Origin of the sequence: Oculatella sp. FACHB-28 (assembly GCF_014696015.1) — a bacterium.
Lineage (GTDB): Bacteria > Cyanobacteriota > Cyanobacteriia > Elainellales > Elainellaceae > JAAUTN01.
The window spans coordinates 131122-152117 of the sequence record NZ_JACJPJ010000101.1; the positions used below are offsets into that span (position 1 = coordinate 131122).

The window sequence follows — 20996 nt, forward strand, 5'->3', positions numbered from 1 at the left end:
CACTTCAACTCGGCTTTATCCAAATTTTGTTTGCTAAACCCACCTATTACAGTGTTGCGCTTATCTAACAAGCTCCGGCTTTATTTCAGTACCACTTAGGCATTTAATTTGCTTGAATAATTCTTTGGCAAGGTAGTAGATATACGGCTATTTAGCGATTTTTTAATTCATTGACTACATAGCAATTAAGCAAAAAAATAATTTCTCACTCGTACTTAAACTTATGTGTAGAGAAAGTCCGTGAACATACGGAGCGGCAAATTTTGACAGTTGAGCAAAGTCATTTAGCGGGACACCTTAAGAATCTCGGCAGAAAACTGCGTCTAAATCTCAGAAACTATCATCTGGATTAAATTCTTTATCCTGCTTAACCTTTGGAAACTTAAAGATAGCTAAATAAATAAACAATGCATTTGTTGCTATTCCTCTGCTTTCAACCGTTTCAGCAATTCCGCAATCAACCGGAAACCTGGGCTAAACATTTAGCCATAGTTGTTTATATTGCTTAAGTAAATTCAAAGCTGGTTAAGCTCTAAGTTTGACAGTTTGATTCTGCTCAAAACCGTTTAAAGAATAGAATTCCTTAACTTTTGAACGTGAGATCAGGCATTGAGCTGATAAATTTCGCTTTTTTGGAATTAATCGAAAAGTAGGTATTCACCCCGTCCCCCTACTAAGTCCTAGTTGCTAAAAAGATGCTGATGAACGACATCACTTCCACCTCGATTAAGGAGCTTAGCGTTATGGCTTTAGAGCCACATGCATTCATGAACAAAATGTCCACTCGGATTGGCTTCACCCCTGAAGACAGGGCGCTGCTTCAAGCTAATTCAGAGTGGGGTCTGAAAGTTGCACCCGAGATGGCTGACCATTTCTATGCCTACTTGGGTCGTGACCCAGAAATGGAGACCATTCTGAATGCGTCTGAAGGCAGAATTCATCGTTTGCGTGAAACTTTTGTGCAGTGGTTCCACGAAATGTTTACAGGGATGGATGAGTGGGGGAATGCTTATGCCGATCGCCGCTGGCGGATTGGCTTAGTTCACGTTCAAATCGGCATTGGACCTCAGCACGTTGTTCCGGCAATGGCAACCGTTGTTCAGGAATTCGGTAAGCGGCGCGTAGCAGACGGAATGTCTGATGCAGTGCAAGAATCCCTCGGTCGTATTTGCATGATTGACCTGGCATTTATCGAACAGGCTTACGTCGAAGTCTCCTCTGCTGCCGTTCTCAAAGAAACAGGCTGGACTGAAGGGCTGTTTAAGCGACTCATTGCTACGGGTGCTCATGCAATGTAGTTTTGCCCGTTCCAAAACCGACTTCCCTAGCTAATTTCACCTGTTTGAATCTGACCACCTACCAAAGAATTGAAAAGGATTTCATCATGGCTATCAGTACTGAAAAACTCAGCGGCATTCTGCAAAATTTTGTCACTTCTACCAATGACGTTCAGGGCGCAGCAGTGGTTACACCGGATGGTTTGCCCCTAGCAACCAGCCTGCCCGGAGCAATGGACGAAGAACGCGTATCGGCAATGTCTGCTGCGATGTTGTCTCTGGGCGAACGCATTGGTAATGAGTTGGCTAGAGGCACGATTGATCGCATTTACGTAGAGGGCAACCAGGGCTATGGCGTTCTAACGAGTTGCGGTGAAGATGCAGTTTTCTTGGTGTTGGCAAATCAGTCTGCTAAGCAAGGTTTGCTGATGCTTGAAATCAAGCGCGCCCTGACAGAGCTAAAGCTGGTTCTGATGTAATGGTCTCTCGGTTCATTTTCCCGTTCACCCTTCTACCGAGTGAGGCTTAATGGAAATCATGCGCCTGGTAGTAACCGGACCTGTGGGGGCCGGAAAGTCTACCTTCATTCGTTCGGTCAGCGAGATCGAGGTTGTTGACACTGACCGTCGAGCTACGGACGAAACTTTAATGCTAAAGAAAAGGACAACCGTTGCCTTCGACTTTGGGCGATTACAGTTTGGGCCGGAAATGGCGCTGCATCTTTACGGAACACCAGGGCAGTCCCGCTTTGACTTCATGTGGGACATTCTAATCCGCAAGGCCCACGCCTACATCCTGCTGGTGGCGGCTCACCGACCTCACGAGTTTCGGTCAGCCCGCCGCATCCTGGGGTTCATGAAGCAGCGATCGCAAGTTCCTATGATCATTGGTCTTACCCACACAGACTGTCCAGGAGCATGGGATGCAGAAAATATTGCCATTGCTTTGGGATATTTAGATGCAAACAGATGCCCTCCCATCATCACGGTGAACCCTAACCAATCTGCCTCGGTTGCTGAAGCTGTGATTGCGCTGGTACAGCATTCGATGCAAGGTTGCTTGGTTTAGCCTTGCCAAATTTAGCAGTCATATCAGCAGGAGTAGGGTGGGTACGACCCACCCTCACCGACTGTTAAACGGTTAGGCATGAATAGATTGGTTCACGATTCTGACAATTTTTAGGGCTTATTGAGAGGTAAGCAGGCAGTATGGCAATTACCGGATACCTGGCAGAGTTTTCTCTTGCAGAAATGTTTCAATTTTTGGAGCAGGGATGTAAGACAGGTTTGTTAAACATTTGTGCCTTGACTGGTTCTGGTGTAGAAGGACAGAAAAATCACTACATCTGGTTTAACCAGGGGCGAATTGTGGCGGCGGCTAGCTCCCTCAATCAGCAAGGATTAGTGACGATGATTGGACAGCGGGGATGGTTAGGCGATCGCGCCGCCTCTCGGTTGTCCCAAACTTGCACAATTGGCACCCCAATGGGGCTTTGCCTCAAAGCTCAGGGGGCGTTGACGGCTGAACAGCTAAAGCTGCTGTTTTATTCTCAAGTCATGCGTCAGGTTTGCGCGTTGTTTGAGTTGGGGGACGGTTGGTTTCAGTTTGACCCCAAAGTTCCTTTGCCCGCAGCAGAGATGACTGGACTGAGCGCTCCTGCAACTGAGGTAACACTGGCAGGCTTGCGGGCACTGAAAGACTGGTCAGCATTAGCAGATAAACTACCTGACTCTACTTCAGCTTTGATCAGCATTATTGACGGCAAACCTCAACTGCGGCTAAATCAGGTGGAATGGCAGGTTTGGGAATTTACGAGTGGCTCTGTCTCGCTAAGTGCGATCGCCAGTCAGCTCCGGCTGCCGGTCGAGAAGATTCAGCAAGTTGCCTTCCGATTAGTTGTGTCTGCTCTGGCAGAAGAAATTCCGCTGATCGCAGAACCTATCTCGCTTACCCCGGAGACAGAACCTGCAGAACTCAGCGTCGCTCCCACAGAGGCATCTGCTGTGAGCCAATCCTTTCTACAAAACCTGGTCGGATTCCTCAGAGGCAAGGTTTAGCGCTGAAACTGACTGATTTCTAGCAAAATTAACTTCAGCACCCCAAAGAGTACCCAAGAAGGTAATGCGGAAGACTGAAGAATAGGTATTACTTAATTCATGCTGACAGTGAGTAAGTTACACTCCTTACTTCTTAAGCTGAAGAAAATCTGTAGTGCCCTATAAACTTGTCTACTGATCCGTGTTAAGCATTTATCACCCCTGGATAAGCCCATGAGAGGAGAAACAATGATGGGATTGCTGTTAGCCATTTTGGAATTTCTGGAGTTCTTAGCTTCGCCAGTTGGTTTAACAGTCAGCCTTTGGATCAGTTTTTACTTTGTGCTCGTGCAAGTTTTAAGTTTTAATGTCCTGCTGGCTGTATTGGTGCCCGCAATTCCGATGATTGATTTGTATTTTTTATTGAAGCGATTAGAGTATTAATGAGTGTTGCTAAACATCACGTCGTCTTAAGTGATAAATAGAATTCCAAGCAAAATTAGTAAAACATATACTAGCTGACTAAATATTGCTTTCGGAATTTTTTTGCTAATTATTTCACCTGCCCAAGCACCTACCAAAATAGCCGGAAGAGAGTAAGCATAAAGTTGCAAAACTTGCGATGTCCATAGTCCTGCTAATCCATGACTTGCAACAATAACCCAGTTCGTTAACAGGAAGTAGCCTTGCAGATTGATTCGAAAATAATCGGGTTCCCATCTTTGCAAGGTTCCGTAAATGACGATGATTGCTCCACTCGTGTTGTATGCACTGCCAAATGCTCCTGCAATAAAGCCAAAAATAACTGCTAATGCTGGATGGCGTGTCTGAGGTAGAGATAATCCCAGTAGTTGGTAGAGCCCATAGAGAATTAACAGAATTCCTAATAGCGATTTAGCCAAGTCCTCTGAAGCAAAACGTAGCAGGACTAAGCCAAACGGAATGCCGAGAAATGTCGAAAGAATGAGCTGCCACAGTCGGCGTAAATCTAATGTGCGCCATTCATTGATCAGAAGAACTAGCGAGATAGTTGAACCCATCAGAGCGACGAGCGGTGTTGCAGTTTTTAGTCCAACCAGAAGAATCAGAAAAGGCATTGCAATCAGCGCATCGCCAAAACCAATTGCAGACCGAGTAAATGTTGCAAGAAAGAGGATGCTAGCAATAGTTAAGAGTGAGAGCATTTTAGTAAAAATGCTCTCACTTTGCTAATAAATCACAAACTGCTTGAGCCGTTGCGGGAGCAAGCAACACGCCATTGCGATAGTGCCCTGTCGCAAGTAGAACGTTAGTGTATTCTGGTAGCGGTTCGATGATTGGTGCAGGACGACCGTATGGACGAGGACGTAACCCCGACCAGGTTTTGAGAATTTTGGCTTGAGCTAAAGCCGGACAGAGGGCGATCGCCCCCTCTAACACCACATCCAGTTGGGCAGAATCAGCACTAACTTCCCCCGCATTATTAGGAAATTCAACCGTTGCGCCAACCCAATACTGTTCGTTGCCGAGCGGCACGAGGTGAATGTCATCGCCTGTAATCACGGGTTGAAAGTTGCGATCGCCCAGCGGATTCTCTAGCTGCAACTGTAAAGCCTGTCCTAAAACGGGTCGAATATCAACGGGTTGAATCCCAGCTTGGGTAAGCAGCGTTGAGCCTAACCCAGCCGCAATCACAACCCAGTCGGCGGAGAAATTTCCTGCTGTTGTCTGAACCTGTTGACAAGTTTGTGAGTCATCTGCCGTAGATTTCAATCCCAGCACTTGAGCGTCAAAGTGAAAGGTAACGCCCTTCGTCTGTGCCGCCTTGACCAAGGCTAACGTTAGTGCAGTGGGATCAACCTGCCGATCCTGGGGAGAATAAATCGCTGCTAGTACTTTCTCTGGATTAATTTGGGGACAGCGACGGAGTTCTTCTCTATCCCAAATTTCTAGTTGCCAACCTTGCGTTTGGCGGGTTTCAGCTAATTGCTGCCACCGGGGCAAGGCTTCGACATCAAAGCAGAGCATCAAAATGCCCTGCCGATTGTAAGGAATAGGTTGTTGGGCGATCGCCTCCAGTTCAGGAATCAGCGTCTCATAGCGCTGAATGCTGAACTGACGCATTCTCCAGGCATTTCCCTTAACTTTTTGGCTGATCGCACCCATGAGGACGCCCAATGCTGCACCTGTAGCGGCTTGAGCCGGGGGCTGACGATCTAACACGGTGATAGACAGATCGGGAATTTGGCTTAGCTCATAGGCGATCGCCGCCCCCACGACTCCACAGCCAACTACTACAACATGGGTCATTGAACTGTGTTAACAAAAGCCGATGGCACAAAGGCTACGGGCTGCTCAGACGCTGGAACAAGCTTCAGAAAAGTCTCAAAATCTGCCAGTGCCCCGTTGTAATTACTCAAAGCTTTGCGGTTATCTCGCGCTTTGGCTGCTTCGTCGATCGCGATCAGGTGTTCAAACACTTCCTGGGCTGCAGCACGAGCTTCTGGCTGCACTTTGGGATCTAAGCTACGGGCTAGATTACCCATTCTGAAACGCAACTCACCCAAGGGTCCGTGGATGAAGGTTTCAACATCTCGCCAGCGTTGAGCCTGAACCAGGGGTGGAATTTCCAAGAGGCGATCGCGCAACTCCTGCACGTCAGCAGAATATCGCTCAATCTGAGCAAGTTGAGCCTCGGTGTAGGTCGGCGCTGCTGTTGTTGCGGGACTGCTGCAACTGACGAGGAAAGCGGCAATGCCTGCCAAAACAAAAGCCAGAATAGATCGGTAACGTATCATAGCTTCCTAATTTTTAACATTAAACAACCAAGCCACCATTCTTTTGTAAGTCGATAGCTTGCTGCCTTTGTGAAGAAATATATCTCAAAATAATGAATAGTTTATAGCTCAGAAGTCAGAGGTTAGCAATCATTGATGAACTTACGAGCCTAAACTACCCTCCAAACTACCCCCTGTGAGCAGCAAGATGCCTACTTAATTTGAATAGACAACACGCCCATATCACAGCAGATTGAGAAGAAGTTGTGCCTCTAAACAACCTGCCTTCGTAGGAAGGGGAGCAATACTTCACTCACTTTTTCATGCCAATCTTCTTGGGGATAGTGTCCCACTTCTTCAAGTTGTACCAGGTCGGCAGAGGGAACGATTTTTGTAAAGGCTTCGGCAATGCTTAATGGCAACCAGGGGTCTTTGATGCCCCAGGCAAGCAAGGTAGGCTGCTTCCAGTTGGAGAAACCGGACTGAATTTCGGCTGTTGCTTGCTGAAGTTTGAGGTTTTGGACGACAGCGAAGAGTGATCGCCCCGCATCAGAGCTTTTCAAGAACGGACGGCGATAAACATCCAGGTCTTCATCCTCAACTCGATAGCCGCCACCGCCTTCTAGAGTTCGATCGACCAGGAGCGGATCTTGAGTCAGCATTTCACCTGCTAAAGGCAGTCCCAATTGCTTGATTTTCCAGGGTAGTTTGGCGGTAGTTGTGATAGGAGCATTCAAAATCGCCAATCGCTCAATCTGGTCAGGATGGCGCAGTGCATATTGCAAACCAACAGATCCTAAAAATCCTTGAACGACAAGAGAAAATCGCTCAATTTCTAAAGCCTTGAAGAATTCTCCCAGTGCTTCGATGTAGGTATCAGAAGTGTAGGCAAATTTGCGCCTGTCGGGCTTGGCAGACAAGCCAAAGCCAATCCAGTCAGGGGCGATCGCCTGAAACCCATAATCTGCCAGAGCCGGTAAAATGTGTCGCCAACCATAGCTCTGCGAGGGCAATCCATGCAGCAGCACAACAGGAACCTGTTTGGTTGAATTTACAGGGTCAGATGCACGGTAAAACCACTCCAGGTTTCCTGCTTCAATTCGATTCTCTGTCGTCTCCGCCATTTGCTTTAACTAACCCAGACTATTTAACCTGAGAATCTCGTTTCAGGTGTTGTCTGAGCTTACTGCTGAGGGGGGCTTTGATCAAGCAAACCAGGAGGAGCGTTACGCAAAGTGCCTCATCAGATTTGTAGCTTTGATTAGCAATGCCTGAAAGTATTGATTTTTTGACATAACATACATTTTGTAGTCTTTGTTACAGAAAATTGTGTTATAGTTCTCATGTACAGAATTTTTAGATACTAAATTACAGAGGTTTTTATATGACTGCACAAGATCGAGCTCGTGCCTTAATGATGCGCCACCATCATCTGGTCAAGCAGCGTCAACAGTCTATGCTTGGACGGACGGCGGCTGAAGTGGGCCTACCGCCTGAATCAGCTGAATATTGGAACCACATTCAAGGGCAACCTCATCCCACATTCCGAGCCAACTATGATCGCAGCCATGCTTCCTTTAGCTGAGGCTGTTAGACGCTAGGTCAGTTAGGTTAGGTATCGTTTCAGTTTAATTAATTTAAAATGAGTGAGTTTGGGCGTAGGAGCATTGCTTCTGCGCCCAAGTTTATTGAGTAAGGGTTGAGCAGAGTTGACCTCGCTGTGTCAAACTGCAAACCTCCCTAGCTCCTAAACCGCAGACTGACGTAAACTAGGCTGCACGTTTATCGTGTGAGTTGAATTTTCGATTCCCGAACATCCTTAGTAGATACAGGAGAAACTATGACTCGCGCAATTATGGAAACTGACAAGGGCACTATCCATCTCAACCTGTTCGACCAGGATGCGCCCAACACAGTTCAAAATTTTGTTGACCTGGCAGAAAAAGGGTTTTATGACGGACTGACATTCCATCGCGTCATTCCCAACTTTATGGTTCAGGGGGGGTGCCCTCAGGGAACCGGGACAGGCGGCCCCGGATACAAAATTAAATGCGAAATCAATCAAAATAAGCATTTAGCCGGAACGTTGTCGATGGCTCATGCAGGACGAGATACGGGCGGCAGTCAATTCTTTATTTGCCACTCGCCTCAGCCTCACCTCGATGGAGTTCACACCACTTTTGGACAAACTGAGGACATGGATGTTGTAAATGCGATTCGTAAAGGCGACAAGATTTTGTCGCTCAAGATCGAGAAATAAGTTTAGGAGAGGGATTTTTGCAGTTAGAAAACTAGTTTTCTAACTGCAAAAATCCCTCTCCATCCAGCAACGCCTAACTAACAGGGAGACTAGCGATGGCTGATTGGCATGAAATTTCGGGGGGGGTGACGGCTCCGAAAGGCTTTCGGGCGGCGGGAATTGCGGCTGGGCTGAAGCCGTCTGGCGCGGCGGATTTAGCGCTGATCTTGTCGGATGTGGAGGCGATCGCCGCCGGAGTATTCACCACCAGTCAGGTCAGAGCAGCTTGTGTCGATTATTGCCGTCATCGCCTCCAGACCAAGGGCAGCGCTCGTGCCATTCTCTGTAATGCGGGTCAGGCAAATGCAGCAACGGGAGCGCAGGGCTGGTCTGATGCTCAGGAAAGTGCTCAACTGTTAGCTGAGGCATTGGGGATCGCACCGGAAGCGGTGCTGATTGCTTCAACGGGGGTGATTGGTCAGCGAATTAAGATGGATGGGCTACGGGCAGGCGTTCCTAAGCTGGTGGCAACGGCTTCAGAGGACGGATCAGATCAGGCTGCTAAAGCGATCATGACTACCGATTTGGTGCCAAAGACCATTGCTTTAGAGACGATGTTGGGCGATCGCCCCGTCCGCATTGGCGGCATCTGTAAAGGGTCTGGGATGATTCACCCCAACATGGCGACGCTGTTGGCGTTTGTTACCTGTGATGCAGCGATCGCCCCTCCTTTGTGGCAAGACATGCTCAGCCGCGCTGCTGACAAAAGTTTTAACCAGATCACCGTAGATGGTGATACCAGCACCAACGATACGCTGCTGGCATTAGCGAACGGGCAATCTCGTACCCCTGCAATTACCGAAATGGGGGCGGATGCCGAAAAGCTAGAAGCAATGCTGACTGAGGTGTGTGTGCATTTGGCGAAGGCGATCGCCCGTGATGGGGAAGGAGCGACCTGTTTGGTTGAAGTGCGGGTTGAGGGGGCAAGCGATGATCAGTCTGCTCGCCAAATTGCTCGAACGATTTGCGGTTCTTCGCTAGTCAAATCTGCCATTTTTGGACGCGATCCCAACTGGGGCAGAATTGCTGCTGCTGCTGGACGGGCGGGTGTTCCGTTCGAGCAGGATGATCTGAAGGTGCGGCTAGGTAACTTCTTACTTATGGAGCATGGTCAACCGCTCGAATTTGATCGCGCTGCTGCTAGCGCTTACCTGAAACAGGCAGCAGCAGGGGAATACTTAAAGACAGATACAGTTCTAATTTCAGTTAGTGTAGGGCCTGGGCACGGATCGGGAGTAGCTTGGGGCTGCGATCTTAGCTACGACTACGTCAAAATCAACGCTGAATATACAACCTGAACTTGAACCAAGTTAGGTGATGGGCAACAGACCTGAATGGGTGATGGGCAACAACTATCTTTCGGTAGAAAATAAGCGAAGAGTAACAGGCACAGCCCTGAACATGCGTTAATTTTCTACAAAGTATTGCGGAAGCTCTACTTAAGGTAGAAGGCAGGTTTTGTCTCGGTACACTAAAGCTATTTCTCGCCTTTTAGCTAACTTTCTTTTCAAATATGGATCTACAAGCGATCGCCAGGGGACAAGCAACTTACCCGATCAACAGCGTTCAACAAGACCGTGCTCTTGTTCAGTCTCTCCAACTGTCGCTCAACAAAATGGGTTTTTCAGCCGGAAGTGCTGACGGCATCTGGGGAGCACAAACGGGTTCAGCCTACCGATCTTTTGCCGATTATTATGGGTTTCGAGCAGATGAGCTTTCGCCCAAAGCGGCTTATTTCATCGTCAGTTCCGTAGGAGTACAGGTATCCACTCCCACCCCTACACCTGCGCCCCCGCGTCCTTCCCCTACTCCTACCCCGTCCCGTCCTGCCCCCACGCCTACACCTGCTCCACAAACAGGCAATATCTTTAGTGAAGGGCTACGCTTTTCACTGCGCTGGGAAGGTGGGTATGTAAATAATCCGTCTGACTATGGGGGAGAAACGAATAAAGGCGTGACAACAGCGACCTATCAGTCTTATCGCAGACGCAAAGGACTTGGGGCTCAGAGCGTTCGACACATTACGGATGCTGAAGTCCATGAAATCTATCGGGATATGTACTGGAAACCTGCTCAGTGTGAGCTAATGGTACGTCCCTTGGCAATCGTGCATTTGGATACGGCAATTAACTTTGGCGTGGGTGGCGCAACGGAGTTTCTTCAAGAAACCTTAGGGATCGGGGTGGATGGTTCCTTTGGTCCAGCCACCAGAAACGCTTTGTCACGGGGCAACACGGCAACGACTGCCAGACGCTATTGTCAGGCAAGAATTGATTACCGTTACCGCCGAGTCAGCCAAGATCCAAGCCAGCGAGTTTTTCTGCAGGGTTGGCTCAATCGAGACAATGATCTCTTGAGATATATCTCAAATATGACTTAATTGTTTCATCTCGAAATCAACTGCCAGTCAGCAACACCGATTCCTGCTTTACTGAAAGAAAGGCAACAGGTTTTTGGGGATGTACACCTACGCTTTTCTTCCTCGTTCTGAGATGCCGCCGGAGCTGCCGGAGGGTATTTTGGGCGACCTTGCTCTAGTCAATGGGGCATATTTGTCGGCTGTGGTAGAGCCTAAGCTTCAGGTTGAGCAACTGCAAAACAGTGATGAACAGCTGATGCAAGCTGTTTTGGTACATGATCGAGTAATCCAAGAATTATTTCGTCAGACCGTTGTTTTGCCTTTGCGGTTTGGTACTTATTTTGTTTCTCGTGAAGGGTTGTTGGAGCATTTAGCAACTCGAAACTCTGAATATTTGCAAAAGCTAGCTAAATTACAGGGCAAGGCCGAGTATGTGTTGAAGTTAACGCCTGTGGAGCGATCGCAACCTTCCATTGAATCCGATCTAAAGGGGAAAGATTATTTTCTGGCGAAAAAGCAGCGCTATCAAAGTCAGGCAGAGCAACAGCAGCAGCAGCAAAGCGAATTGGAACAGTTGATGCAGGCGATCGCCCAGCATTACCCTGATTTAGTCCGGTCTGAACCCAAGGATGGAGTGGAGCGAATTTATCTCTTGGCAAGTTTTTTGGCTAGCTTCACGCCTCACCAGAGCTTACCGAGTTGGCAGTCTCAGTGTCCTCACTGGCAGTTGAGTCTGGGAGAAGCCCTGCCACCTTATCATTTCGTATAGCCGAAAGACTAATAAAGACTAATTAACGTGAGTTCGGGATAAGAAATCGTCAGAACCCCTGATTTTTCGTACCTCATTTCGTTGCAGTGAATCAAGCTATTGTCAGCAAGGTCCACAGATGCAATTTTTCTCAATAAACAACCTTATTGAGAAGAGCCTACAGCAATACCCTTTGCCTAAAGCCTTTTATACCAAACCTTGCAGCGTTTAGCTTAACCCGAACTCACGTTAATTAATACCAAATTTGTCTATAGAGTAGCGGTATAGGTAGGGGCGAAGCATTCGGCAAAAGAATTGTGCTTCAATTGCAAGGATTGTAACCGAATGCTTCGCCCCCTACACCAAATCGTGCTTTTTTAAGAAACGGATTCCGCATAAAACGAAAGCGCAGCAACGCCGCGCTTTCACTCAAAAATTTCAGTTGATCTAGGGCAACCAGTGTGGTCTTAACCCTGCCAGCGGCAAAGGCTGTGCCTCGACTGGTGCAGGAGTGCCATCTGCTGCAAGGACAACAGGAAGAAACCAGAGTTTGCTGGAGGCGATCGCTTTGCCTTCCTGACTGCGAAGCATTCCTGGTTCAGCCCCTTCCTCCGTTTCAGCGATAACCTGGTCAAACAAGACGCCTAGCCCATCAGGTGCAAGGCTCATTTGAATGTCGCGCTGAATGGGCAACAGCAGTAAATTAGTTCGCTGCTTTGTTTCCAGGTCTACCGCAATTAAGTAGGGTTGCTCCAGGTAAGCCTCGGTGGGCAGTAGCTCTGTCATCAGACAGTAAAGGACTCGCTTAGCAGGGTCAAATTCGGCTGAGAGGATTGAGCCGTTTGTACGAAACAACTCTTCCTCAGTGCCCTGATTTGTCACCAGGAAAAGTGATCGCGTTGGGTTTTGGGGTTCTACATTAAACCGCACCATTGCGGCAGCGGTGCCATCTCGGCTAAAGCTCATCACCATGCCAAACTGGGGCAAAAAGTCGAGCGGGTCTGCCTGGTCGTCCAGCGGCAGAATGGCCATGCCTTGTCCCTGAGCGATTGCCACAGAACTGCTGTCTGGGGCGATCAAAAAGTCGCCTCCTGGCTCAGTCTCTAGCGGCCGGGGTTCAGCGTTGGGCTGCAAAATCCATAGCCCAAAATCGGCTCCAGGGTTTTCTCGGCTGACACGCTGCACAATCACAGTTTGACCATCGGGGGAAAGGTCAAATTTGAGGTTCTGATAATCCTGGCTGTCTAACAACTGTTGAATTACACCAGCGGACTGCGGCTCAGTGGAAGTTGAAGCAGGGTCTTGTCCCCCCAGGCTGTCCGGCGATCGCACCTGAATTCCAGTGGTGACAGTGTAGATGCGCTGGTCAAGGCTGCCTTGCTGCTGGGCAGTGCGATCGGTCGCGGAAAAGAGAATGCGATCGCCATCGGGATACGGCTCAAAATCCATTACCACGAGGCTTTCTGGCGTTAACACCTGCTCTTGCTGATGCGTCAGGTTGTACATCACCAATCGTCCCTCTTGTTCGCCCTCCACGCCCAGATACACAAAAGCGCGATCGCGGGTCTGAAATTTCCCTAGAAATGGCTCAATAGCCGTTCGCTCGTCGTCTGAGTTGTCAAAGCGATCGCGGGCACCCTGGAGCCGTACTTCAAACTGAGTGCCGTAAGGCGCAGGTTTTTCGAGCGTGTAGGCCATTCGCCGACCCGACCAGCTAAATTTCCCAGGGAGCGGTGGCTCCAGGCGCAAATTTTCTTCCACACTGGTGCGATCCATCGGGCGGCTGAAGGTCAGCAGAAAAGCGGTGTCTTCTGCCCCAACGTGAGCATTTTGCCAGCTAAAGTCGCGCACATGGGGGGCAGTGCGATCGCCTTTGAGAACCAGCAAGGCGATCGCCAAACCCAGCACCAGCATCAAAACCAGTGCAGTTCGGTCAAGTGGTTGTAAAAGCTTAGGACGAGCCGTGGAATCAGTCATCTAAAGGAGGATTGTTTAACTTGAGCGAATTGCTTAGGTTGAACTAGAAACGCTACTGTAATCATCGCCCGACCAATATAGGAAGATGCCCGATTACTCCACTTTAACAGCGACATTGGTACAGGCGGTTGCAGCAGCCGAGGATGACTTGTCTTTGATGGATGAAAACTGTCGTTCTCGATTTTTGCTTCACCCTAACCCGACGGACAAGGTATTTTTATTCTTTCATGGGTTTACGGCTGCACCTGCTCAGTTTGTCCCAATTGGCAAAACTTTTTTTGAGGCAGGCTACAACGTCTTGATTCCTTTGCTGCCAGGGCATGGCGTAGCTGGAAAGTGGGACAGTGACTCTCCGCCACCCCTGCCGGAAGATCGGCAAATCTATCAGCAGTTTGGGCAAGATTGGCTGCACTGGGTTCAAGATTTGGGGCAAGAGGTGGTTTTGGGTGGACTGTCAGGTGGGGCAACCCTGGCGATTTGGCTAGCGCTAGAACATCCTGAACGGGTCGATCAAACCTTGCTGTTTGCCCCTTACCTTCGCAACAGCAACGTTGTGCTGGACTGGGTGATTCGTGCTCTCAACATCTACTTTGAGTGGAAAAGCGAACCAGGAACGGCTCACTTTGGCTACCCCGGATTCCGAATGCCAGCCCTGCGCGTCTTTTTGGAAATGGGGCAGGAAATCTTCGATCGCGTTGAAACGCACCCCACTGCACGATCGCTCATTGTGTCAAGCGGTAGCGATGCAGCAGTTAGCAATAAAGACTTGCGGATATTGTTTGAATCTATTCGCAAACTCCATCCAAAGTCCTGGTATCACTGCTTTGACAAAGAATTTGACATTCCCCATACGATGATGACCGAGGCTGAAGGCAACGAGTGTGTGGACCTACTGATTGCCGTTGCCAAAGCTTTCATTGAAAGCGATCTGACATGGAGTGAGGTAAAGGAAATTAGCGATCGCATCACTCAGGGGCGATCGTTCGATGCCGCTGTTGCGGAACTTCGTCTGAGTCAAAGGGTGTCACCTGATCTAATCACGCTGGTTACGCTCAAGGCAGATTGACGGTGTGAGGTGGGAAGATCCTTCAAATCTTTACCAGATCATTAAAAAACTAAGAGATTAAGTAGAAAAAATTAAATAAAATGTAACGCAAGGGTTCGGCAACTCGTTTGTCCAGACAGGTGAGGTATTCGCCTTAGATTTGCATATCTACGAACTCGACTATTTAGGGGCAGTCTTCCAGGTCTACAACAGTCAACCTATATCGGTTAAGTCGGAAGATGATGTTAAAAAAATCCTACAAATCCCGCCCTCGCACTGTGTTGTTAGCGCTGGCAGTCTCTTTGCTGGCGGTAGGCTTGAGCAGTTGCAGTCAAGCAGACGAACCCGACTTTGAGCCAGTCTCACCGCCACCGCTAGAAATTCCTCCCGTTGACCCGCCTCCAGTGCCCGATAGCGGGGCTGACGTAACTTCCCCTGCTCCTGATGCTTACAACCCGATCCCAACTGCACCCACGACGAGTGACGCAAACCCTTCTCCCTACGGTTCTTTTGGGGTGACTCCGGCAACCCCAGCTCCAAACTCAAGCCCCAATTCAACGATTCCATTTTCTACGGGTGAGCCTGTGATCCCGCCACCGAGCAGCGGTATTCAGGTTACACCTCAATCGCCAATGATTCAGTCTGCTCCGGTGGCTCCGGCTCCTGCTGCTCCGGTGCCGTCCGTGCCCAGTGCAGTACCCAACGTGGCTCCGTCCATACCCAGTGCAGCACCAGGAATGCCAAATGCGACACCGGGAGCGCCAAATGTTACGGGCAATCCTGGAATGTACGTGCCACCTGCTTCCACCTTTTGAAGTTGGGGCGATCGCCAACTCTCACCGCTCACTAAGACTCCTGTGACAATCACTGTTTCAAGGGTGAATGGTAGCTGGCAGAACCGCGCTACCATCGCAGGATGTCTAATTTAGATCCACACTTGCACACGCAACCGCTAATCTATAAAGACGGGATACGACGGGATACAAACAGGCTTCACTGAGTCAGCCATGAGCCTGAACGAAGCCCGAAAGCTATCCACAGCAGATTGCTCTGGAATAACAGAACCGACAGCGGGAGTGTGTCAGTCTGTTGCGTATTCTAATTACATATAGGTTGAGCAACGGTGAGTTATGACTTTTTGTGAATATAAACCCGGCTTGGAGGGAATTCCTGCCACTCAATCGAGTATCAGCTACGTCGATGGGCAGAAAGGCATCCTGGAATACCGGGGCATCAACATTGATGAACTGGCAAAGTCAAGCAATTTTTTAGAAACTTCCTATTTGTTGATCTGGGGTGGGTTGCCTACCAAAGATGAGCTAGCAGAATTCGAGCATGAGATCCGCTACCATCGGCGACTCAAGTATCGCATTCGCGACATGATGAAGTGCTTTCCTGAGAGCGGTCATCCGATGGACGCGCTGCAAGCTTGTGCAGCAGCATTGGGGCTATTCTACTCCCGCCGCGCTTTGGATGATCCGGCTTACATCCGGGCGGCTGTGGTACGGCTGCTAGCTAAAATTCCGACAATGGTGGCAGCCTTCCAACTAATGCGGAAGGGAAATGACCCTGTGCAGCCCCGCGATGATTTAGATTATTCTGCCAACTTCTTGTACATGCTCAACGAGCAAGAACCTGACGAGTTGGCGGCACACATTTTTGATGTGTGTCTGACCCTGCACGCCGAACACACCATCAACGCTTCGACTTTTTCGGCAATGGTGACCGCTTCAACGCTGACTGACCCCTATGCCGTTATCGCCTCGGCAGTGGGGACGCTGGCCGGCCCACTGCACGGCGGCGCAAACGAAGAAGTGATCACAATGCTTGAAGAAATTGGCTCAGTAGAAAATGTGCGCCCTTATCTAGACGGTTGTTTGCAGCGCAAAGCCAAAATTATGGGATTCGGGCATCGGGTGTACAAGGTTAAAGACCCTCGCGCCATTATTTTGCAAAACCTGGCAGAGCAGCTTTTTGAGAAATTTGGGCGAGATGACTACTACGACATCGCAGTTGAGCTAGAAACGGCTGTGGAGGAAAGACTAGGGCACAAGGGCATTTACCCGAATGTGGACTTCTATTCGGGCTTGGTGTACCGCAAGTTAGGCATTCCAACGGACTTGTTTACGCCTGTGTTTGCGATCGCCCGTGTCTCAGGTTGGCTCGCTCACTGGAAGGAGCAGCTAGCTGAAAACCGCATCTTCCGCCCCACTCAAATCTATACTGGTGCTCGAAATGCATCCTACGTTCCGATTGAGCAACGTCAATCGACTCACGATCGCGCACTCTTAGCCAGCCTGATTGCGGAATAGCTTTTGACCCTGCCACCCTGTATGGTGGGTCACGCCCCTCTTGTGGATTTTACCGAGGGTTGCAAGAATGCCTTCAGTGACGATTTTCAGGAACTCCAGCCCTCGGACACCCCAGTTTGAGGGTTTTTATTATTTTAAATCTCACTCAGCTTTTTCTCTGAACCAACGCGACTAAGGGGCTTCACCCCTCACTTAACTCAGTGTTTATACAGAGAGTTATTACAGTTCCCTTAAATCCTCCTTGGGGAAGAATTGGCGCAGTGTAGAAGCTTTCCCTCGTTTAGCTAATGGACTGAACCGCCATTTCCATAAAAATGTCTTGCGAACTTTGTTCTCCCCCTGACTGTGGTCGTCGTTGACTGTAGTGCCCATCAGGTTGTAATTCCCAGGCGTGGCGGTTGTCTGCTAGCATGACCCCTAAAATTTCCTGCAAATCTTTAGAGAGGTCAGGATCTTCGATAGAGACAACTGCCTCTACTCGTCGATCTAGATTTCGCGGCATCCAGTCTGCACTGCCAATAAAAACTTCTTCGTTGCCCTGATTGTGAAAGTAGAAAATTCGCGAGTGTTCGAGGAAACGACCGACAATGCTGATCACGCGAATATTTTCGCTTATGCCTTCTACACCGGGACGCAAACAGCAAATTCCCCTCACGATCAGATCAATTTTTACACCTGCCCGGGATGCTTCATACAGAGCGGCAATTAGTTTTGAGTCAACCAGGGCGTTCGTCTTGGCAACAATGCGTCCCTGATGTCCATTCTTGGCATGGTCAGCTTCACGCTGGATCAGCGTCAGGAAGCGATCGCGCAAATTCACTGGTGCAACCAGCAGCTTTCGGTAAGACTGCTGCCGCGAATATCCTGTTAAATAGTTGAACAAGTCGGTCAGATCAGCACCCAATTCCTCTCGACAGCTGAGTAGCCCCATATCTGTATAGATGCGAGCCGTTTTGGGATTGTAATTGCCCGTGCCAATGTGAACATAGCGACGAATCCGCTCTTCCTCCTGCCGCACGACCAAAACGACCTTGGTGTGAGTTTTGAGTCCTACTAACCCATACACAACGTGAACGCCTGCTTTTTCTAGCTTCCGTGCCCAGTTGATATTGTTTTCTTCATCAAAACGCGCCTTTAGCTCAACCAACACAGCGACCTGCTTACCATTCTCAGCCGCGCTAATCAGCGCCTTGACTATTGGCGAGTCACCTGACGTGCGATAAAGCGTCATCTTGATAGTTAGCACGTTCGGGTCGTGAGCAGCCTGCGTGATGAACCGCTGCACCGTTGCTGGAAAAGAATAGTAAGGATGGTGAACGAGTAAATCGCCCCGACGCAGCACTGAGAAAAAATCTTCTCCATCTTCGATGTCCACGGAACTGCCATCGGCATCTGTCTCACTGATTCGGCGCAGCCGAGGTGGAACTACGGGTATCCAAGGGTCATCTTTGAGTTTAGGAGCAGATAGCTTCATGAAAGACATCAAGTCCTTCATGCCCAGCAACCCCTCGATATTGTAGACATCGTTCTCGACTAGACCCATTTCACGCATCAGTGTTTCTCTCACTGATTCGGGTGTGGAAGCCTGAATCTCCATTCTCACGACCGATCCACCTAATCGCTGCCGTCGCAGCTCTTGCTCGATCGCCTGGAGCAAATCATCTGCTTCATCCTCCTCTACATCCAGGTCGGCGTTACGGGTGATGCGAAATGGATAGTACTCCTGGATATTCATTCCTGGAAAGAGAAACTCCAGGTTGTGAGCAATCACCTGCTCCAGAGCAACACCCGTCCACAAGGCGGGTCGCCCCTTTTGGTGCAGTTGTAGATCAGATGGCAAAGAGACAAATCGAGGCAACACATTAGGCACTTTGACTCTGGCAAAGTGTTCTTCCTGCGTTTCTGAATCTTTTACTACCACTGCCAAGTTGAGGCTGAGATTAGAAATGTAGGGAAAGGGATGCCCTGGATCAACTGCTAATGGAGTCAAAACCGGAAAAATTTGCTCCTCAAAAAAGCGCTGCATGTAAAGGCGCTGTTCCTGGGTTAATTCCATGTAGTCCAGCAGGTAAATGCCTTCTGCTGCAAGCTGAGGACGCAACGCCTGCTCAAAGTGACGATGCTGCTGAGTCACCATGGGTCGCAGGCGCAGGCTAATCAGGTCAAGCTGCTCTTGAGGCGTGCGTCCGTCTGGAGGAAGTTTGCTCACGTTCGCTTCGACCTGTTCTTTTAAGGCAGCAACCCGCACCATGAAGTACTCGTCTAGATTGCTGCCAAAGATCGCCATAAATTTCAGCCGTTCTAGCAATGGCGTTCTGGGGTCAAAGGCTTCGTGTAGCACCCGATTGTTGAACTCTAGCCAGCTCAACTCACGGTTGAAATAGTACTGTGGGTCACTCAGATCTACAGGTGATGGGGTCTTTTTGAGTTTAGGCATAGCGTTGCACATCGGTCTATTGATGACAGCCTACCATTCACCTAAATCAGAGTAGTCAGTCGTCAGCCAGACGTTAATGACAAATCAGCTAATCCTAAATTGGTAAAGCTTGTTACCGCTGGTTAAACATCTCGTCTTCTCTACCGTGCCACCATTCGCCCAAGTTCATGACGCTCTGATGAATGTCGGCTAGTTCACTAGCGTATTCTTCAGGCGAAATATCAGCCCGTCGTTCCTCTAGTTTCTTAAGACGAAGCTGAGCGAGCAGCCAAGGCTTAAATGTGCTGTCCGTTGCTTCCAAGTAACGAGCTAATTCTTCGCTGTTCATTCAATCTTTTTTCGGAATGTTTTCTTATTACTGACGCAATGTGTCGGGAGAAACTTAGCGATCGCCATCAACAAATTACTATAAGCAAGATGGGTACTACCTATTTAGTTTACTGAGTTTGCTTCTGCTTTGCAGTTTAAGTCCAATTTGTTAGGTTGTTTATGGCACATATCCTTCACATTGATGTAAGTCCTCGTGGCGATCGCTCAATCTCACGCACCCTTTCTAAAGAGTTCGTTAACGATTGGAAGGCGACTCACCCAGACGATACGGTGACCTATCGAGATTTGGGACATAACCCTGTTCCCTTGGTGACGGAACCCTGGATTGCTGCGGCTTATTCATCTCCTGAACAACATACACCTGAACAAGCTGAGGCAATTCGGATCTCAGATGAGTTGGTAGATGAATTTTTGGCTGCTGATCGTTTTGTCTTTGCCTTGCCGATGTATAACTTCAGCATTTCAGCTAGTTTCAAAGCCTACATTGACCAAATCGTACGGGTGGGTCGTACCTTTGCGGTTGATGAGAATGGCTATAAGGGACTGGTTCATGGCAAGAAAGCACTGGTTGTTGCAGCTCAGGGAGGGAGTTATCCAGAAGGTAGCCCTGCTCATTCCTACGATATGCAAACCCCATATTTGCAACTCATTTTGGGATTCATGGGCATCACCGATTTGCAATTCATTCATGCAGATAATTTGATGGGGGGAGAAGAGGGACGTAAGCAAGCGATCGCTAACGCCCAATCTGCACTAAAAGCTGCTGTATCTAACTGGTAATTTTACAGCCAGTCTCTAAACTAAAAATCTCCAACGGCAATACAGGGTCATGTTTTTGTGAGTACGAACTGTATCTATCGCTCTCAAAAACATGACATCAGCGTATCTGTTAAGCCAAAGTGAGCAATGGCTGCCCGGATCGTGATAAACCACACCGCAAGCGTGGCAAATAGGTAGAGATAAAATCGCAACATAACCCGATTGAACGTGCAATGAACAACGCTGTGTAGTGCGCGAAAGATAACAAAAATCCATGCAGCGTTCACATACACAGCATCAACCTGATTAGTGACGAAAAGGTATAGCGCGATCGCATAGAAAAGGACTGGTATTTCAAATAGGTTTTTTAGGTTATCTGATGGGTTAGATACGGCTGCTGGTGAGATTTGCGCTAATTTGCCCGGTACAGCAAGCTGATTGAAGTTGGTTTTAATGCGGCCAATAAAATGAATGCGACGGATGTACATATACACCCACACGATAAGTGTTATTAACCCGGCAATCGAAGAGCCTACAGGACGAGAGGTAAAATCGGTAGAATCGGAGTATGAATAAGCCAGACGCTCGATTACTCAATCCCACTACCCAAGACTACTTGCGCCAACAAGCAATTCGTCTGCGAGAACAAGGCAAGCGAGCA

22 protein-coding genes are annotated in these 20996 nt (G+C 48.8%); 14 read left to right on the plus strand and 8 right to left on the minus strand.

From position 1 onward, the window contains the following. The first annotated feature begins 743 nt into the window (after positions 1 to 743). The 5 genes from H6F88_RS29955 to H6F88_RS29975 all read left to right on the plus strand — a co-directional run bounded on the left by H6F88_RS29955 (position 744) and on the right by H6F88_RS29975 (position 3757). Positions 744 to 1298 carry a protoglobin domain-containing protein gene (locus tag H6F88_RS29955; RefSeq protein ID WP_190646475.1) on the plus strand — a complete coding sequence of 185 codons (555 nt, stop codon included), beginning with the start codon at positions 744 to 746 and terminating at the stop codon, positions 1296 to 1298. A gap of 86 nt (positions 1299 to 1384) precedes the next feature. Then, positions 1385 to 1756: a roadblock/LC7 domain-containing protein gene (locus H6F88_RS29960; RefSeq protein WP_190646476.1), complete on the plus strand. Its 372-nt coding sequence runs from the start codon at positions 1385 to 1387 to the stop codon at positions 1754 to 1756. A 49-nt stretch (positions 1757 to 1805) separates the two neighbouring features. Then, positions 1806 to 2345: an ATP/GTP-binding protein gene (locus tag H6F88_RS29965; protein ID WP_190646477.1), complete on the plus strand. Its 540-nt coding sequence runs from the start codon at positions 1806 to 1808 to the stop codon at positions 2343 to 2345. A gap of 140 nt (positions 2346 to 2485) precedes the next feature. After that, entirely contained in the window at positions 2486 to 3334 is an 849-nt protein-coding gene (locus H6F88_RS29970; RefSeq protein ID WP_190646478.1) for a DUF4388 domain-containing protein, read from the plus strand. 213 nt (positions 3335 to 3547) lie between these two features. Then, positions 3548 to 3757 carry a hypothetical protein gene (locus tag H6F88_RS29975; protein WP_190646479.1) on the plus strand — a complete coding sequence of 70 codons (210 nt, stop codon included), beginning with the start codon at positions 3548 to 3550 and terminating at the stop codon, positions 3755 to 3757. A 26-nt stretch (positions 3758 to 3783) separates the two neighbouring features. Here the strand turns inward: H6F88_RS29975 and H6F88_RS29980 are convergent, their stop codons facing one another. The 4 genes from H6F88_RS29980 to H6F88_RS29995 all read right to left on the minus strand — a co-directional run bounded on the left by H6F88_RS29980 (position 3784) and on the right by H6F88_RS29995 (position 7193). Further along, a complete protein-coding gene (locus tag H6F88_RS29980; RefSeq protein WP_190646480.1) occupies positions 3784 to 4497 on the minus strand; it encodes a sulfite exporter TauE/SafE family protein in 714 nt (237 codons plus the stop codon). A gap of 16 nt (positions 4498 to 4513) precedes the next feature. Beyond that, entirely contained in the window at positions 4514 to 5602 is a 1089-nt protein-coding gene (locus tag H6F88_RS29985) for an FAD-dependent oxidoreductase (RefSeq protein ID WP_190646481.1), read from the minus strand. Next, positions 5599 to 6090, minus strand: a complete 492-nt coding sequence (gene psbQ / locus H6F88_RS29990) for a photosystem II protein PsbQ (protein WP_190646482.1) — start codon at positions 6088 to 6090, stop codon at positions 5599 to 5601. Before psbQ ends, H6F88_RS29985 begins: the two co-directional genes overlap by 4 nt. Positions 6091 to 6341: 251 nt before the next feature. After that, positions 6342 to 7193 carry an alpha/beta fold hydrolase gene (locus tag H6F88_RS29995; RefSeq protein WP_190646483.1) on the minus strand — a complete coding sequence of 284 codons (852 nt, stop codon included), beginning with the start codon at positions 7191 to 7193 and terminating at the stop codon, positions 6342 to 6344. A gap of 260 nt (positions 7194 to 7453) precedes the next feature. Between H6F88_RS29995 and H6F88_RS30000 the strand changes: the two genes are divergently transcribed. The 5 genes from H6F88_RS30000 (at position 7454) to H6F88_RS30020 (ending at position 11496) form a co-directional block, all read left to right on the plus strand. Continuing rightward, on the plus strand, positions 7454 to 7654 hold the full coding sequence (locus tag H6F88_RS30000; RefSeq protein WP_190646484.1) for a hypothetical protein: 201 nt from the start codon (positions 7454 to 7456) through the stop codon (positions 7652 to 7654). Between the two features lie 255 nt (positions 7655 to 7909). Further along, the gene (locus H6F88_RS30005) at positions 7910 to 8329 is read left to right on the plus strand and encodes a peptidylprolyl isomerase (protein WP_190646485.1); all 420 of its coding nucleotides are present in this window, start codon (positions 7910 to 7912) and stop codon (positions 8327 to 8329) included. A gap of 95 nt (positions 8330 to 8424) precedes the next feature. Continuing rightward, entirely contained in the window at positions 8425 to 9666 is a 1242-nt protein-coding gene (gene argJ / locus H6F88_RS30010; protein ID WP_190646486.1) for a bifunctional ornithine acetyltransferase/N-acetylglutamate synthase, read from the plus strand. A gap of 215 nt (positions 9667 to 9881) precedes the next feature. Further along, positions 9882 to 10748 carry a glycosyl hydrolase 108 family protein gene (locus H6F88_RS30015; RefSeq protein ID WP_190646487.1) on the plus strand — a complete coding sequence of 289 codons (867 nt, stop codon included), beginning with the start codon at positions 9882 to 9884 and terminating at the stop codon, positions 10746 to 10748. 79 nt (positions 10749 to 10827) lie between these two features. After that, positions 10828 to 11496 (plus strand): GvpL/GvpF family gas vesicle protein, encoded by a 669-nt coding sequence (locus H6F88_RS30020; protein ID WP_190646488.1) that lies wholly within the window; start codon positions 10828 to 10830, stop codon positions 11494 to 11496. A gap of 426 nt (positions 11497 to 11922) precedes the next feature. Here the strand turns inward: H6F88_RS30020 and H6F88_RS30025 are convergent, their stop codons facing one another. Next, the gene (locus H6F88_RS30025) at positions 11923 to 13452 is read right to left on the minus strand and encodes a hypothetical protein (RefSeq protein WP_190646489.1); all 1530 of its coding nucleotides are present in this window, start codon (positions 13450 to 13452) and stop codon (positions 11923 to 11925) included. Between the two features lie 85 nt (positions 13453 to 13537). Here H6F88_RS30025 and H6F88_RS30030 point away from each other — a divergent pair, with 85 nt between their 5' ends. The 3 genes from H6F88_RS30030 (at position 13538) to H6F88_RS30040 (ending at position 16809) form a co-directional block, all read left to right on the plus strand. Continuing rightward, a complete protein-coding gene (locus H6F88_RS30030; RefSeq protein ID WP_190646490.1) occupies positions 13538 to 14518 on the plus strand; it encodes an alpha/beta fold hydrolase in 981 nt (326 codons plus the stop codon). Between the two features lie 218 nt (positions 14519 to 14736). After that, positions 14737 to 15312, plus strand: a complete 576-nt coding sequence (locus H6F88_RS30035) for a hypothetical protein (protein ID WP_190646491.1) — start codon at positions 14737 to 14739, stop codon at positions 15310 to 15312. A 315-nt stretch (positions 15313 to 15627) separates the two neighbouring features. Next, the gene (locus H6F88_RS30040) at positions 15628 to 16809 is read left to right on the plus strand and encodes a citrate synthase (protein WP_190646492.1); all 1182 of its coding nucleotides are present in this window, start codon (positions 15628 to 15630) and stop codon (positions 16807 to 16809) included. 280 nt (positions 16810 to 17089) lie between these two features. On the opposite strand, the gene ppk1 is transcribed toward H6F88_RS30040, so the two are convergent. Both ppk1 and H6F88_RS30050 read right to left on the minus strand, forming a co-directional pair. After that, a complete protein-coding gene (gene ppk1, locus H6F88_RS30045) occupies positions 17090 to 19246 on the minus strand; it encodes a polyphosphate kinase 1 (RefSeq protein ID WP_190646493.1) in 2157 nt (718 codons plus the stop codon). A 112-nt stretch (positions 19247 to 19358) separates the two neighbouring features. Then, complete coding sequence (locus H6F88_RS30050) at positions 19359 to 19574, minus strand: hypothetical protein (protein WP_190646494.1); 216 nt, start codon at positions 19572 to 19574, stop codon at positions 19359 to 19361. Positions 19575 to 19735: 161 nt separating this feature from the next. On the opposite strand from H6F88_RS30050, the gene H6F88_RS30055 reads away from it, so the two are divergent. After that, positions 19736 to 20356, plus strand: a complete 621-nt coding sequence (locus H6F88_RS30055) for an FMN-dependent NADH-azoreductase (RefSeq protein WP_190646495.1) — start codon at positions 19736 to 19738, stop codon at positions 20354 to 20356. Positions 20357 to 20439: 83 nt separating this feature from the next. Here the strand turns inward: H6F88_RS30055 and H6F88_RS30060 are convergent, their stop codons facing one another. Next, entirely contained in the window at positions 20440 to 20925 is a 486-nt protein-coding gene (locus tag H6F88_RS30060; RefSeq protein ID WP_347277763.1) for an MAPEG family protein, read from the minus strand. Between the last annotated feature and the right edge of the window lie 71 nt (positions 20926 to 20996).

Coding starts and splice junctions, on each gene's coding strand:
- H6F88_RS30015 (WP_190646487.1), top strand. CDS start 9,882: ATGGATCTACAAGCGATCGCCAGGGGACAAGCAACTTACCCGATCAAC.
- H6F88_RS29995 (WP_190646483.1), bottom strand. CDS start 7,193: ATGGCGGAGACGACAGAGAATCGAATTGAAGCAGGAAACCTGGAGTGG.
- H6F88_RS30025 (WP_190646489.1), bottom strand. CDS start 13,452: ATGACTGATTCCACGGCTCGTCCTAAGCTTTTACAACCACTTGACCGA.
- H6F88_RS30035 (WP_190646491.1), top strand. CDS start 14,737: ATGATGTTAAAAAAATCCTACAAATCCCGCCCTCGCACTGTGTTGTTA.
- H6F88_RS29965 (WP_190646477.1), top strand. CDS start 1,806: ATGGAAATCATGCGCCTGGTAGTAACCGGACCTGTGGGGGCCGGAAAG.
- ppk1 (WP_190646493.1), bottom strand. CDS start 19,246: ATGCCTAAACTCAAAAAGACCCCATCACCTGTAGATCTGAGTGACCCA.
- H6F88_RS29975 (WP_190646479.1), top strand. CDS start 3,548: ATGAGAGGAGAAACAATGATGGGATTGCTGTTAGCCATTTTGGAATTT.
- H6F88_RS30005 (WP_190646485.1), top strand. CDS start 7,910: ATGACTCGCGCAATTATGGAAACTGACAAGGGCACTATCCATCTCAAC.
- psbQ (WP_190646482.1), bottom strand. CDS start 6,090: ATGATACGTTACCGATCTATTCTGGCTTTTGTTTTGGCAGGCATTGCC.
- H6F88_RS29960 (WP_190646476.1), top strand. CDS start 1,385: ATGGCTATCAGTACTGAAAAACTCAGCGGCATTCTGCAAAATTTTGTC.
- H6F88_RS29955 (WP_190646475.1), top strand. CDS start 744: ATGGCTTTAGAGCCACATGCATTCATGAACAAAATGTCCACTCGGATT.
- H6F88_RS29985 (WP_190646481.1), bottom strand. CDS start 5,602: ATGACCCATGTTGTAGTAGTTGGCTGTGGAGTCGTGGGGGCGGCGATC.
- argJ (WP_190646486.1), top strand. CDS start 8,425: ATGGCTGATTGGCATGAAATTTCGGGGGGGGTGACGGCTCCGAAAGGC.
- H6F88_RS30030 (WP_190646490.1), top strand. CDS start 13,538: ATGCCCGATTACTCCACTTTAACAGCGACATTGGTACAGGCGGTTGCA.
- H6F88_RS29980 (WP_190646480.1), bottom strand. CDS start 4,497: ATGCTCTCACTCTTAACTATTGCTAGCATCCTCTTTCTTGCAACATTT.
- H6F88_RS30050 (WP_190646494.1), bottom strand. CDS start 19,574: ATGAACAGCGAAGAATTAGCTCGTTACTTGGAAGCAACGGACAGCACA.
- H6F88_RS30040 (WP_190646492.1), top strand. CDS start 15,628: ATGACTTTTTGTGAATATAAACCCGGCTTGGAGGGAATTCCTGCCACT.
- H6F88_RS30055 (WP_190646495.1), top strand. CDS start 19,736: ATGGCACATATCCTTCACATTGATGTAAGTCCTCGTGGCGATCGCTCA.
- H6F88_RS30020 (WP_190646488.1), top strand. CDS start 10,828: ATGTACACCTACGCTTTTCTTCCTCGTTCTGAGATGCCGCCGGAGCTG.
- H6F88_RS30000 (WP_190646484.1), top strand. CDS start 7,454: ATGACTGCACAAGATCGAGCTCGTGCCTTAATGATGCGCCACCATCAT.
- H6F88_RS29970 (WP_190646478.1), top strand. CDS start 2,486: ATGGCAATTACCGGATACCTGGCAGAGTTTTCTCTTGCAGAAATGTTT.